Genomic DNA, 14199 nt, shown 5'->3' on the forward strand with positions numbered 1-14199 from the left:
GGGTATTAATTAATCCCATCAATAAACGTTTTTACGAAATCGATGATTCTGTTAGTTATTCTTTTACCGATGGTGTCACGATGCAGTATATGCGGTTGTTTTTCAAATGAGATACTAATTAATTTCAAATTTCAATTATTATCATGTTTTTTTCATCATACCTATGTTTAACAACCTCCCCGCTAATTATCAATTCAATGGCTTGCTCAATAACATCAATCGGCGCTATGAACCATTCTCGTGGGGTGTGCCTTCTTTTTTTCTCATCAAAAATATCAATGTTCAGACACGATTTACCAAAGAAATTATGAAGTAATTGTTCTAGCTTCTGTGGATTCATATTGTAACATTTCCAAGAGGTAATGATTTTTACGGGAGCCATTAGATAGGTTGGATCCTTTTCTGCATTTTTGATTCTTTCTTCAACCTCAACTTTAGAATATCCAATTTTGTATAAGTTATCAATTTCGATTATTCGTTCGTCTTTGCTTTTGGAACGCAGCACATAAATATATCCTGCTGCTGCATCTTCATCGGTTATATTGCTAAATCTTTCAATGAAGTTTTCGTTTACTTTATCCATGTTTTGTGTTACCACTTTACCATTGGCATATAGGATTTTAGCCGCCGATCGATACAACATATTTGATTCGGTGCCATTTTCAAAAATACATCTTGTTCTACCGTCTTTTCTTAAACGTTTGCCTTCTACATAGGTTTCTTCTTGGGTCAAATTGATGTTTTCTAATAACATCAAAACGCCGTTGTGGACATAAAAATCGCCTTCTCTTAAATTATCTTCCTTGAAATCAACCAGCTTTCTTTTTCCATCCCCTAAATCCTTTTGAATATCCTTGAAAAGCATTTCGTATTTATCAAAATCCTTACACGGCTTTCTTCTTGCTACAAAATCAGACGGAGCTCTTTCGTAGTCTTTTGGGGTATGTTTAAATTCAAACAAATCGGAATCATCATCTAATAAGTCAAATGTATCATCATTAAAAATATCATCGATTGAATTAATTTCTTTTGCTTCAAAGTTCAATAAACCATGAATGTCTTGCTCCTCTAAAGATTGCATTTTTTCTATATCTGACCTAATGCTTTTCAACCTTGAATAGAGCTGAAATTCTGAAATATTGCCTGGATTGGGTTGTGGCTCTTTATTGTATTTTGCAAAGAAATCATTCACTTCACCGAATGAAGCCGATAGTCGTTCGTCTGCATTTCGTGCACTTGAAACTTTAGGTTTGACATTTAGAATGTCAAATTGATCGTTTGCAAAAATGTCCTCTAGGGTTTGAAATTTATCCATTTGCATTGGCCATTCGTTTTCTTTTTTCTTCTTTCAGATAAATAATACACTCTGCCATTCTTCGTTCTAATGGGTCGTTGGCATTTAGACTCGGTTCTTTGTCATACATTTTTTTGAACTCCACGATTTTGGGCCACAAAATTTTAGCTTCTTCAAAGTCCATTTTTATTCTTGTCGCTTCAATGGTGTCTTGAATCACTTTCAACACTTTGGTAGTAACCGATTTCGAAAGTATTTCGAAAGCTTTCTGGAATGGATTAATCGTGTCAATCAGGTCAATATGTAAATCTTCTATGTTTACAAATTTATCCGCCATCCTGATAAAACGCTGGTCCCCCACTTCTTTTATTTCTCCGTTTTTCACCACTGAATCGACTACCACATATTGACGAATTTCTTCAATTTCTTCGTCTGTTAATTCCGGGTATTTAATTCTGATGATTTTTGGGATCAACACCTTATTGATTACTTCTGGATCGATGTTTCCCGGCATTGCTTTCAGCATAGTGTCGTCCTGCAAGATTGTAGCTTTCAAATCATTCAAATCTGATTCTACAATATCCTTTACCCTTTTTGAGCTCGGTGCTTTGAATCCTCTTATTTTTATTTCACCTGGCTTTGTATCCTCATCATCGTTATCCAATCTTGTTTTGAATTTGAAGTTGGGCGCTAATACCTGCTCCATCAATAATGAGGCTGTAATGGCTTTGAGCATATTATTGGTAGCGACTTTTACATCATCCTGAATGGCTTCAGGGCTGGCAATAAGATTGGTGAATTGTGCATGTGTTTTATTGTTACTATCCCGAGTACATCGACCAATAATTTGAATAATCTCTGTTAATGAACCTCGATAACCTACCGTTAAAGCGTGCTCACAAAAGGGCCAATCAAAACCCTCTTTTGCCATGCCTAATGCGATGATTAAATCCATGTCATCTACGGATTTAACATTTCTTAAATAGTTGACTATTTTGTCTCTTTCCCTTGAACTATCTTCAACCAAATCGGCTACTTTCAATATTTTACCGTCGCTGTGACGTTTGATATGAATTACACCTGTGTCGGAATCTTGTTTTATAACATCGCCAATAGCATCTAAAATAAAATTGACTTCATTGTGCTTGTCTTTTGTGGATTCGCCTGAATTTACATTCGGAATGTGGAGGATTGTTTTTTTATCGGTATCCAAGATATCGAGTATGGCCGAGGTGTATTTTCCGGTATAGAAATGGTAGCCAATCCCTAATGATTTCAAGAAGTTATATCCGTTTAATTGTTCATAGTAATTGTAAGTTACTTTGGTGAACTTGGCTTCGTTTTCAGGCGTTAGAATTGGCACCGAATCCCCTCTGAAATAAGAACCTGTCATGGCTACAATATGAGCCGAAGATTTGTTCATTATTGATTTTAACAATTCGCCTAATCTGTTATTGGCATCGGCAGAAACGTGATGAAATTCATCGATTGCCAAAAGTGTATCATTGAATTTTGCTTCGTCTAATTCCTCACAGGCAAAACGCAAAGTAGCGTGTGTACAAATTAATAGTTGTTCGTCGCTATCCATGAATTTATGAAAAGCTTTGACTTTGCTGCTGCTAGCATCATCACCCGGCGTACAAAGATTGTAATTGTCATTGGGTTCCCAATTGGCAAAAAAGCCATCTTTTTTCAAATCCATTTTAGAAAATGAACTACCAATAGAACGCTCGGGAACGGCTACAATCACTTTTTTGATCCCTTGATTGATTAATTTATCCAAAGCCAAAAACATCAAGGCACGTGACTTTCCCGAAGCCGGAGGAGCTTTGAGTAATAAATACTGCGCATCACGTGATTCAAAAGCACGGGTTTGCATTTCTCGCATTCCCATCGTATTGATTTTTGTACTATTTCCGGTATTATGGTAGTTTACATTTACTATATCTGGCATGGTTTATTTTTTAAAGTTTGTCTAAGTTTGTCTAAAGTGTTTTTTATTTATACCGATTTTAGACAAACTTTTTCCAAATAGGTTTTCTACTAGTCCCTTTATTTACAAGGGTTTTGTCCTTTTTATGCATTGCGTAAATCAAATTTATTACTTTGTTTTCTTTCTGTTTTTTGTCTAAAACATTAGGAAGTATGTCTAAAATAAGTTTATCTATATCTTCTTTAGACGCATATCCATATTTAACTAAATAGCCCAAAACCATTTTTTTATAATGTTCGTCTTTAAATCCTCTATTACGAATATAATCGGCTTTTCTCCTGTAATCTCGGCTAATTCAGCAGATATATGATAATTCGGCTTTCGTCCCTCTATAAAATTTTTCTTCTTTAGTAATTTAGCACCGTCATCTGTTATCACTTGCTTTTTCTGCACCTTGTCTAAAAGTATTACTTCGGTAAGGCTTAAATCATCTTTTTTCTCGATTAGCAGTTTAGAATAAATAACAGAATCAGTACCTATTTCATATTCCTGAATTCCCTCCTATATTTCTATATCTTTCCATTTTTTTAGAATTCGGTTTCTTCTTGGTTATTCTCTTCTCTTACTGATATAGCATTAACTATTTTTAATTGAAGCGCTTCATCATAGTCGCTTTCGTATAGAATTGATGTAATGATTTCCTGCAATAAATCTTTATCTATCTTATTGTCAGCCACCTGAACCGCAATGTTTTCCATTTCTCGAATGAAGTGACTTACTTTGAAATCAAATCCATTCACTTCAAGAAAATAAGAAGTCAGAACAATTGAACTTCTTTTGTTTCCATCTTCAAATGCATGGTTTTTATTTATCGAATAGAATAAATGACAAACTTTGTTTTCAAACTCAGGATAATACGAATCATTTTGAATATGTTCTAAAACACTATCAACTAAACCAATGTTGATAATTCCTTTTCTGCCGCCACTATTTTCAATAATAAAATCTTGTTCTTTAATGGCATGTGCTGTGTCAAAATAAAAGTACTTCATAATTAGCGATCTTTTAATCTTTTGAACACATCCATATTATCTTTCAATCTTTCTTCCAGTGCCTGGCTTTTTTCTCCTAAAAATTTATTAAAATCTTCAGCACTTACGGTACCTATATAATCTTTTAATTTTTCATGTAATGCATCCCTAAAAACCATATCTCTACTTGCCATAAGCCCCCTTGCTTTATCTCTCAATGGTTCATAAATCTTATTGGTTCGTTTCTCAAATTCAGAAAACACCCCATGTGCCTCGGTTAAAGAAAATTTCTCTCCTTTTTTCTCAAATTCTTCCTTCAAAAATTCAGAAAAACCACTTTCGTAACTAGAAATCAGATCTAATACTTCCGAATACATTGTATTTCTTACGTTTTCTGATAGCTTTAAATCCAGTACTTTGCGGTATTCTTTTGAATCTTCGTTAAAAATATTTTTGTAGATTTTATCTGTTAATTGCCCGTATTTGAATTTATTAGGAACTATATAAAAATCAACTGCATTGGTAAATTCTTGTCTATAATTGATTGTGCTTATTGCAGACCTCAAAAACTCTGGCTCTCTTTGATTAATAAATTTGGTAGAACCTCCACTGTTTTTATTCAAAACGTCTATTACTACGTTAAGCATAAAACTTCTTACTTCTTTTGCCTTATCCGATGTTTGAAGTAACATACCAATATTTAATAATGCTTTAAAAGTAAAGACAGATAAGCTAGTCGCTCTTTTTCCTACCAACTCATTATCATCATCTTGCATCAACTGACCGACATTGATGTCGGTCAGTTGATTTATCAAATCTTTAAACATTTTAAGTTTGATACCTTTGAAAATTTCATACCCTGAATTTTGCAGCTCAGCGCTATTTTCTTGTAAAATCCGTTCAATTGTTCTTGTATCTACTTCATAAAATCTAGATACTTGATTCAAGGTGTAACGGTATTTTTTTTCGAACATAATGCCCTTAAATCCCAATTGGTTGTATATTTCTTTAACAGCCGTATTGTTATTAATTACATTTTCACGGTCAATGTGTGAATTGGTTAAATCTTTCATTTCTGCAAGGTTTATTTTTTTATTTATTTCAACTGACCGACATGAATGTCGGTCAGTTCATCATTAATTTCAATTCTTCAACTTAAAGAAAGCTCATTCCTCTCAGTTGGATTCCTTTTTTCTGGTAGGGACACTGATGTCATCACCAGAAATTCAGCCCGTTTTTTGAGAGGGACATTGATGTCCCTCTCAAAATTATTTTCGCTATTTCATAGAGGAGCATCCGTGTCCCTCTGTGAAGCTACTCCTTTTTTTCTTCTCTTCACGAAACAAAGTTCTTTTTCCTTTTTCCTCTGCTATCATCTTTTCATACAATTTCAAAAGGTATTCCAATCGTTCAATTATATTTTAACTTTTAAACTCTTCGTCAATTTCTTTGACCATTGATTTTAATTCCTCAAAATGAGATTTCAATGCGTCGATAAATATTCGTAATTCTAATTTGTCCTCAATTTTGTTTTCTATTAAGTCACGCTTTAAACGGTTAAATAAATAATCGAGCATTTCTGTATTTAGTTCAATACCAGATAATGCTGATAAACTTGAATATCTTTCAATTATCCCTTTCTTAATATTATTATATGTTTCGAAAATAGTTCCAAAATTAATTTCAACTAATGTATAATCTCGATTGATGTTCTCATAAAGTTTTGAAAATTGATAGTCAATGCTTTTATGCACTAGGTCTATAAGTTTGCTGTCTTTAAATTTGAGTTTATGATTCTCGAAATCGGATTTTAATTTTTCCATTGTTTGATTTAAAATTACTTTAAATAATCCTCCCTGGGTTTCAATACAGGATAAAACATTAATATCCGTAAACTCATCTTCTTCACCTGTTTTTGGAAAAGAAGACATCATTTGAAATCCTTTCTTTTGAATAGTCATTCGACTAATGCCGTGAAATGACTTACCGTTGCCTCTATCAGTTGGATGACCAATTGAATTATTGCGAATCTCCCTTATATTATATAATTCAGGATAGTCCTTTTTGAAATCAATGTCTTGACCAAATAAGGACTTATTAAGATTACATAGTGCGTCTTGTTGCAGATATAAGGCGTGAAGAATCCCATAAACATATAAATAACCTTTTTCGCTGGAGCTGAATTCCGACAAGTTAGTATAATCGTCTATTGCAATTTGAGAATCTTCGATTACATCCAACGAAGTCCACAATCTATTCCAGATGATTTTATCTTGGAAAAGAAGTTCACTTTTCCAAGGATGATTACAAATTTCTCTTATTTCTTCGAATATATTTTCTATCATTATTTTCAATTATCCACGGGTTTTCTGTATGGAAATTTTTTCAACAGAAAGACCTCAATCCCTCAATGAAACTACTTTTGCTTTTTAGCTTTCTTCTCTTCTTGAAACAAAGTTCCTTTTTCTTTTTCCTCTGCAATCATTTTTTCATATAGTTTGAAAAGATATTCCAATCGTTCTTCATCACTCTCAAAAGGTTTGCTACGGTAGCAACGTTCTACTGCCAAATCATTCAAGAGATGTGCTTCACGCAAATCTTCTGGCATTTTTTCTGGGTCATACAATTGTGCTAAGGTTTTCTCGGAGTGGTTTTCTCGTTCTTCTAATATTCTGAATACGCATTGGGTTAGTTCTTCTTTTTGGGTTTCAGAAATTGGGGGAATTGGAAAGGTATTGTAAACAATAGAAGATGAATAGCTTAATCGAGATTCTAGTTTACCTCCAATAGCTTTTAACCATAAAATATGCATTTTTGAAGACAAAATTGTAAATATATATGGTTCCGAATTGTAAATAGGAAACGCTTTATCAAGGATTACCACATTATTATCAAAATAACCAATAGGTAAATATTCTCTGTTTTCAGATGAAACTTTTGGAATAACAATTAGCTTTCCTTCAATATATCTTGGCTCTCCAAATCTGTGAGGAGTTTTAGCAGCATCAATAGTACCTTTTCTATTGCTTTCTAATCTAAATTGTTCTACTTTTTTTAACCTATTTGAAATTAAGTCAATTTGTTTTGCTTCTTCCAAATCTTTATCATCAATCCATAAACACCATCTTTCTATTCCTTTTATTAATTCTTGCGAACCCATAATTTTTTTTAAGAATTTTTCAACTTTTGGCTCGTCTGATAAGGCTTGATTTTTTTCAATTTCTGTAAATAATAAATTCCCGCCATCTAATGCTGAACTGCCATATCCTATTTTAGGGATTTTAGAAATGGATTGATTTCTATTATTAATAAAAACATTATTAGCGTTAAAAAGATAACCGTTAATGTTATTTACTAAAAGCTTTCTGTTTTCACTAAATAAATATTTTTCTGATTTTGAAATATTTCTAATTCCGACGATAATAACTGATACGCCAGCATTAGCCTTAGCATTATTATTCCATTTAAACGAAGTATGAGCAAAACCTATTTCTAAATTTTTTATGAAGATTTTAGACCAAAGTAAAGCGACTTGTTCTCCTTGGCAAATTGAATTGGTAGAAACAAAAGCAAATTGAGCATTATGGTTTTGAATAAAATCTGCTCCTTTAAAAATCCAACAAGATATATAATCTAGACTTTTATATTCTTTAAATCCTTTGAATACAAAAGTCATATCTTCTTTTTGGAGTTCATTTTGAACACTATAACCCAAATAAGGCGGATTCCCTAAAATATAAATCTCATCACCTTCCTTTTTAGGGCAAACACTTTCCCAATCGACTCTAGCAGCGTTTCCGTGAACAATAGATCCTGTTTGTTGTAATGGCAGTGACGGTTTTGTTCTTCCAAAAGCTTTAAAAAATTCTTGGTTCATTTGGTGTTCTGCCAACCACAGCGAGAGTATGGCGATTTCGTGAGCAAAATCGTCAATCTCGATGCCGTAAAAATGATTCAAGCTTATGCCTGAATATTGGGTAGTATAGGTTTTGTTTACCGCATCTATTTCCTTGAAGATTGCCATTTCTAGTTTTCGTAATTCTTTGTAGGCAATAATCAGGAAGTTGCCGCTACCACAAGCCGGATCAAATAGTTTGATGTTCCAAATTCTTTTTAATAAAGCTTCAAGTTTGTTTTTGTTGCCTTTGGCGTTTTCAAAAGTTGTATATAAATCATTTAAGAATAAAGGCTCTATTACTTTCATAATATTAGGCACACTAGTGTAGTGCTGTCCTAAACTACCTCGTTGATTTACCGAAATAACGGCTTGAAACATCGAGCCAAAAATATCAGGATTTATAGCAGCCCAATTTTGTTCACCACTATCCAAAACCGCTTGTCGGCTACGACGTGTAAAAATTGGTGCTGTGTGTTTGTTCTGGAACAAACCACCATTTACATACGGAAAGGCATCCAAATAAACTGGTAGATTGTGTCTATCGTTTGCGTCAGTATTCATTACCTCAAACATTTTATCGAGATAGTCGCTTAAATCGCTACCGTCTGTTTGTGTGTGATTTTGAATAGAATGGGTAAATAAATTCTTTTCGAAAATCCCAGTATCTTCGGCAAAGTAACAAAACAACAAGCGGGAAAGAAATACATTCAATCCGTGAATAAATTCGGGAGAATTGTCGGGATTGTCTTTTTTGATTTCGTCAAAAAGCTTTGCCATTTTTTCGGCTGCTTTTACATCAGCTGGATTTTCGTTTTGGTGTTGTGCTTTTTCCATACCTGCCCAGGGTAGAAAGAAATCAAAGTGCTTGGGTAATACCATAAAATCGATGTCTAAACTATCGCTTGTTTTTGTATCAATGGCTAAAAAAGTTTTGAAATCGGTAACGATAACAAAACGTTGCTCTTGTTTGAGCGCGTTTTTTATCTCGGAAATGGCTTGATGTAGATCTTGATCAAAGACTGGTTTGAAAAACACTTTTTTCTTCCACGATATTTCCCCTTCTATTTTTGATAAATTAAGATTTCCTTTTTGTAATCGTGTTATGGAAGCTTTAGGCGAACCATAGGCTAACAAAAATTCATAAATAAAAGTTTCATTAGTATAGTTTACTATCAAATTTTGAAGATTTGATTCTATTTGGGCAATGTTCATAAGTACATTATGTTACAATTTTGTGGAATGCAGTTTTGATTAAAACCTGATATTTTAATTGCTAAGATATTAAAAAATACCTCAAAAGGGATGTAGTTTATCTGATACTTATATTTATTCAGACACCCCTAAATATTCTTCATTGCTTTACAATAAAAAAATATCTTTTAAAAAACACTTAAAATAACAGAATAAATTCCCTACTGCATCTTGAATAATTTATAAAACCAATACAACCTTTTTGTAATAGATGAGAAATATGAATTTAAATCACTGAAACGAGAAAAACCCCGCAATAATAGCGAGGCTCTTCCGTCTTATGAAAACAAAATTTAAATTATTCCTTATTCTTATCATGTGTTTTAGAATTAAAAATTAGTTTTATTCCGAAATTGTCGTTTACTAATCTGGCTAATCTTCCTCAAAGTCTTGCAATAATCCGCCTTCAATAACCAAATTGTGTAATTCATACATCAACTTCTCAACAATACCATTCATCTGACAAACCTCTTCCTTGCTGAGCTTTGACAACTTATGATTAAGTACCCTATGTTTATTTAAATACGGAAAGCATTCCGTCCAGAACTGTTCTAGCAAATAATTATACTTTCGGATGTTGGCATCTGCATAGATACATAAGTGCCACAATGCTTGGCTAGTCAGATTATTAGGCAGGTAATAGGTTTTTACAAAAATATAAGTTCTGCAAAACGACAGAAAGAATAATGAAAAGAGATACTCTAAACCTTGGTAGTTTTCTTTAGGATTATTGGCTATTGTAAAAAATTGCAAGGCAACATCTTTGGTCGGCTTGTAATAAAAATACAGATCAGCGTGGTACGGATTGTGAGGCTGCTCCCAATGAAATTCCGAGTGGTACGGGCTGGATGAATATATCAGGTCATTGGCTTGAATAATGTCGGAAAAGAAACTTTGAAACTGGTAGAGATTTTCTTGTATCCATTTACGGCTGTGACTTATCATAACAACCTCGTGATTATCCGCAATTTTGCTTTTTAAGAAATGATTGATTAACCTTAATTTTTCGTTAGTTCCACCGTTACCTATAAGCATCAGGTAATAGGTCGTTTTCTCTGCATAGGTAATTTGGTGGTATAAGTAGATTTGTTCAACTTCTACTAAATTTAATATGGTTTCGACAGCAATGCCCAGGGTTTGTTTTTTCGGTTTATTATCCATTTGGCATGAAACTTCGTGTTCTACTATATGTGCTTTTTTTAACATCTTCTTTAATTCAGAAAACCTTTCTTCGATAAGGCAATAGAGGCGTTGTTCGGCAATTCCAACCGCTTCATACATTTCTTCTTTATAAATCACTTCATCATCGTCGGATGCTTCTTTTGCTTTTACAAACAGATCTGTTAGATAATATTTGTTGTGGTTGTTTCTCACAAAGTATTTTTGAATAACAGGAATGTATTCTATAAGATTATTGATCCTTTCATCTAAACTAAGTAAAGCAGATTTACTTCCGCAATACAGCTCTTCTAAATATTCAAGATCATATTCAATTAGCCTCGAGTAAGATGTAAAAACACCGTTGGAACAGCCTTCCGAAATAAGATTTTGAATTTGTGACTTATGAAGATCATGATCGTGATAAAAATCGTCTTTAAGCGCATGAAGCCTCTTATTGTATTTTTTCCAATCCCTTGTAATGACAATCGAATCTTGGGAGTCTTTATTTTGGTAGATGACAGCCGAAGGGCGGCAGTAAAATTCAATAAACGGATAACCTAAAGAAAATCGATGACGGAGTTTTGAAGTGTAAATAAAATATACGGCAATCTGACAGTTATTTTTAACTTTTCTTACCCAGTTTTTTTCCTGTAGTTCTTTTGCATCTATACCTTTTTCAGTATGAATAATTAGATATGAAAACGCAGAAGACTGCCCTTTGGTAAAAAATATTTGAATAATAGTATACTGATTAACCAATTGTCGTAGTATGTTTTCTAAATATTCGTTTTCGAGTTTTGGAAATGTAAGTTTTTCAAGAGTTTTCATAATGTTATATTTTAAGTTGGTAAAGGTTGTTTTATTACGTTGTAAGTTCAGTTGGGTCAATTTTCTTGATTCTCTCAACACCTCTTTCTCTCATCAGCTCTCCTGCATCGAGCATTTTGATTAAATGAATATAAGGTGTCGTAAGGTCGGAGTCAGGATCTACATAATATGGAGACAATGAAAGCTCTGTGATTTCACATAAGAAAAATTCAAACTGTTGAAATGTTCTCTCTTCAAATGCACTTTGAAGCACCAAAAAAGGATTGTCGTATTCTTCTTTGGTCAGGGAAGAAAGATGAAATACCGTTTCGGAGCGGGAAGACTCTTTCACTTTCCATTTCTTGTCTTTCCCCTTCAGGCAGTAACAGACTTTGAGAAAAGAGCATATAGCAGTATAAAAGACAAAAGCATTGCAAGGATCATCCTGCTTGTAGACTTTTCTCTTATAGCAGTGAAGTACTGCTTCACTTAAATTCTGTTTATAATAATCAAGATGTGCAAAGTCAAAAATGGCGTCAAATGCCTCAAATGGATTTCCTGCAACAAACCCTGCCCAAAATCCAGTTTCGAAGGATATTTTATTCTTTTTCATAGTGGGAAGATTTAAAATTCACAAGCGAAGTTCCATTCTTTCAAAAGGATAAACTATTCAGAATGCGGATATAATATCTGACAAAAGGGATATTTTACAGGATATTTTTTTATCTTTGAAACTCAGAATTGTTAATCGAAATGGCTTTATCTTTGAGCCTTCAGAAAATTGATACTCATTATGGAACAGAAAATACATCAGGGAAGAAACGTAAAACGTTTCAGAGAAATGCTAAACATAAAGCAGGAGGCATTGGCTTATGATCTGGGAGAAGACTGGAATCAGAAGAAAATTTCTATGCTGGAGCAAAAAGATGTAATTGAGAATAATATACTTAATCAAATCTCAGCAGTATTAAAAATTCCAGTTGAAGCTTTTCAGAATTTTGATGAGGAACAGGCAGTGAATTTAATTTCGTGTAATTTCTCGGACAATGCAATGTTCAATAACAAAATTGAAGTTTTTAATAACAATCCGATTGAGGAAATCAAAAAACTTCATGAAGAAAAAATTGCTTTATACGAGCGCATGCTGAAAGAAAAAGATGAAATGATGGCAAGGCTGGAAAAATTAATCAATAAATAATTGGGATAATTCCTTTATTTTTTTGCGCTGCTTTGTTATGAAATATTCCGAAAGTATAAAATAAAAAAAACAATTCGAAAAAGAGTTGGATTTGTGATAAAAACGCGAGGTAATTGCTATTCTCAACAGATTTTTAATCGAAATAACTCCTAAACATCATGTAAGTTTTTTCTTTTATTAATCCCTCAAGTATTTTCTTGTCCATCCCTGAATTGACAAGAAATGAACTAATTAAAAGCAATCTTAGCCTTTTCATTAATAAAACCAATTCTAATCCATTACTTGCTGCTTTTTTATCTTTTGAGTTATAATGAGTTAAATAATTTCTAGTTTTGACAATTGATTTAATAAATTTATCTTGGTCTCCTATCATTGCATTAATCTGGTCATTTGAAAACTCGTTTATTAAATACTTTAGTCTTGTATCAAAATGAAGTGGATTAGATAATTTGGATGCCACCCAATTCTTTAAAACTTCTGGAACGGAACTTAAAACTATGTCAACTTTTCTTTTGAATTCTATATCTTGCGTTGTCCTTTCTTTATCTTCGACAATCTTTAATTTTGAATGAAAACTCTCCGCTGCTTGTGCAACATTCAGAAACATAATTTCCAAATAGTATTCAGATAAGTAAAATTGACCGAAAACTAAATTCAACGGTGCTTCAAATTTTTCATAATAATTAAACCAATTCTGTATAATTGATTTGAATTTATCTTCAATATCTCTATAAGTGAATATCATTTGCCAATCTTCTTTTGGCTTGTCAAATTTTAGATTGGGTGTGATAATAGTATATAGATCAATATCAATTCTTATATCGTATTTGTTGCGAAACTGGTCACTATATATTTCAGCAACTTCAATTCTAGTTTGACTTTGAGTTGATGCCGATAAAAAGTTTTGAAATTTTTTTACATTATATAACAAATCATCTAAGGTTTGACCCTTTTTAAAATGTAGAGCTAATGTGGTATATTGTTTCAAAGTTTGCTCTTTTATTACTCTTCTATATAAGGGGAAATTTGAATGGAATTTAATCTCCAATTCCAAATTCTCATCAATTTCTACGATTATTGGTTCCGGCTTAGTAAACGTTATTACATCTTCACAATTGGGTATTTCACTATCGACACTTATACCACTAATTCCTACCCATTCGTGAAGATTATAGATAGTTGTATAAATAGAATTGAAGGTAAGATTTTCAATATTATAAATATGGATTCCTTTCAACATATATTCCACTCGAAAATTCAAAGTATATGGTTGATTTTCCTCTCTAAAAATAAGTTTTGGATCATTTTCATTCCGAGGAATACCTGTTGAGGACGAAAATTGACATTGATGTAATGTAATCTTATCACCTCTATAAGTTATCCCCAAAATAATTTCTTCACCATCATGTTCGGACATATCGTAAAAACTTCCTATTAATTCTAATACATGACGATTATCTGCAGGATCAAAAGTTAAAATACCGGGCACTTTTCTTTCTTCATTACGCGGTAGAAACCACAAACCTTTATATTCCAGTTTATCAATCATGAAAATAATTTAAGTTGTGTTAAAAAATATTTTAATGAAAATTCTATAATTCTCCATACAAAGGTACAAACTTAGAA

Annotated in this window: 11 protein-coding genes; 1 reads left to right on the top strand and 10 read right to left on the bottom strand. The window is 32.7% G+C overall.

Features of this window, described 5'->3' with window-relative positions:
• Window positions 1-124 precede the first annotated feature (124 nt).
• The 9 genes from E0F91_RS14355 to E0F91_RS14395 all read right to left on the bottom strand — a co-directional run bounded on the left by E0F91_RS14355 (window position 125) and on the right by E0F91_RS14395 (window position 11988).
• Window positions 125-1321 (bottom strand): GIY-YIG nuclease family protein, encoded by a 1197-nt coding sequence (locus E0F91_RS14355; RefSeq protein ID WP_243698913.1) that lies wholly within the window; start codon window positions 1319-1321, stop codon window positions 125-127.
• Window positions 1308-3248 carry a DEAD/DEAH box helicase gene (locus E0F91_RS14360; RefSeq protein WP_132067145.1) on the bottom strand — a complete coding sequence of 647 codons (1941 nt, stop codon included), beginning with the start codon at window positions 3246-3248 and terminating at the stop codon, window positions 1308-1310. The genes E0F91_RS14355 and E0F91_RS14360 overlap by 14 nt, the downstream gene beginning before the upstream one ends.
• A gap of 58 nt (window positions 3249-3306) precedes the next feature.
• Complete coding sequence (locus E0F91_RS14365; RefSeq protein ID WP_132067146.1) at window positions 3307-3504, bottom strand: hypothetical protein; 198 nt, start codon at window positions 3502-3504, stop codon at window positions 3307-3309.
• Between the two features lie 310 nt (window positions 3505-3814).
• Window positions 3815-4279, bottom strand: a complete 465-nt coding sequence (locus E0F91_RS14370) for a type II toxin-antitoxin system death-on-curing family toxin (RefSeq protein WP_132067147.1) — start codon at window positions 4277-4279, stop codon at window positions 3815-3817.
• A gap of 2 nt (window positions 4280-4281) precedes the next feature.
• Window positions 4282-5331, bottom strand: a complete 1050-nt coding sequence (locus tag E0F91_RS14375; protein WP_132067148.1) for a DNA-binding protein — start codon at window positions 5329-5331, stop codon at window positions 4282-4284.
• Between the two features lie 348 nt (window positions 5332-5679).
• Window positions 5680-6603, bottom strand: coding sequence for a hypothetical protein (locus E0F91_RS14380; protein WP_132067149.1), 924 nt, complete (start codon window positions 6601-6603; stop codon window positions 5680-5682).
• A gap of 71 nt (window positions 6604-6674) precedes the next feature.
• Window positions 6675-9368: a class I SAM-dependent DNA methyltransferase gene (locus E0F91_RS14385; RefSeq protein WP_132067150.1), complete on the bottom strand. Its 2694-nt coding sequence runs from the start codon at window positions 9366-9368 to the stop codon at window positions 6675-6677.
• Window positions 9369-9779: 411 nt separating this feature from the next.
• Window positions 9780-11396 carry a hypothetical protein gene (locus E0F91_RS14390; RefSeq protein WP_132067151.1) on the bottom strand — a complete coding sequence of 539 codons (1617 nt, stop codon included), beginning with the start codon at window positions 11394-11396 and terminating at the stop codon, window positions 9780-9782.
• Between the two features lie 34 nt (window positions 11397-11430).
• Complete coding sequence (locus tag E0F91_RS14395; protein WP_132067152.1) at window positions 11431-11988, bottom strand: hypothetical protein; 558 nt, start codon at window positions 11986-11988, stop codon at window positions 11431-11433.
• 180 nt (window positions 11989-12168) lie between these two features.
• On the opposite strand from E0F91_RS14395, the gene E0F91_RS14400 reads away from it, so the two are divergent.
• Window positions 12169-12573, top strand: coding sequence for a helix-turn-helix domain-containing protein (locus E0F91_RS14400; protein ID WP_132067153.1), 405 nt, complete (start codon window positions 12169-12171; stop codon window positions 12571-12573).
• Window positions 12574-12706: 133 nt separating this feature from the next.
• Here the strand turns inward: E0F91_RS14400 and E0F91_RS14405 are convergent, their stop codons facing one another.
• A complete protein-coding gene (locus tag E0F91_RS14405; protein WP_132067154.1) occupies window positions 12707-14122 on the bottom strand; it encodes an ApeA N-terminal domain 1-containing protein in 1416 nt (471 codons plus the stop codon).
• Between the last annotated feature and the right edge of the window lie 77 nt (window positions 14123-14199).

Origin of the sequence: Flavobacterium sandaracinum, from assembly GCF_004349135.1 — a bacterium.
In the GTDB taxonomy this organism is placed as follows: domain Bacteria; phylum Bacteroidota; class Bacteroidia; order Flavobacteriales; family Flavobacteriaceae; genus Flavobacterium; species Flavobacterium sandaracinum.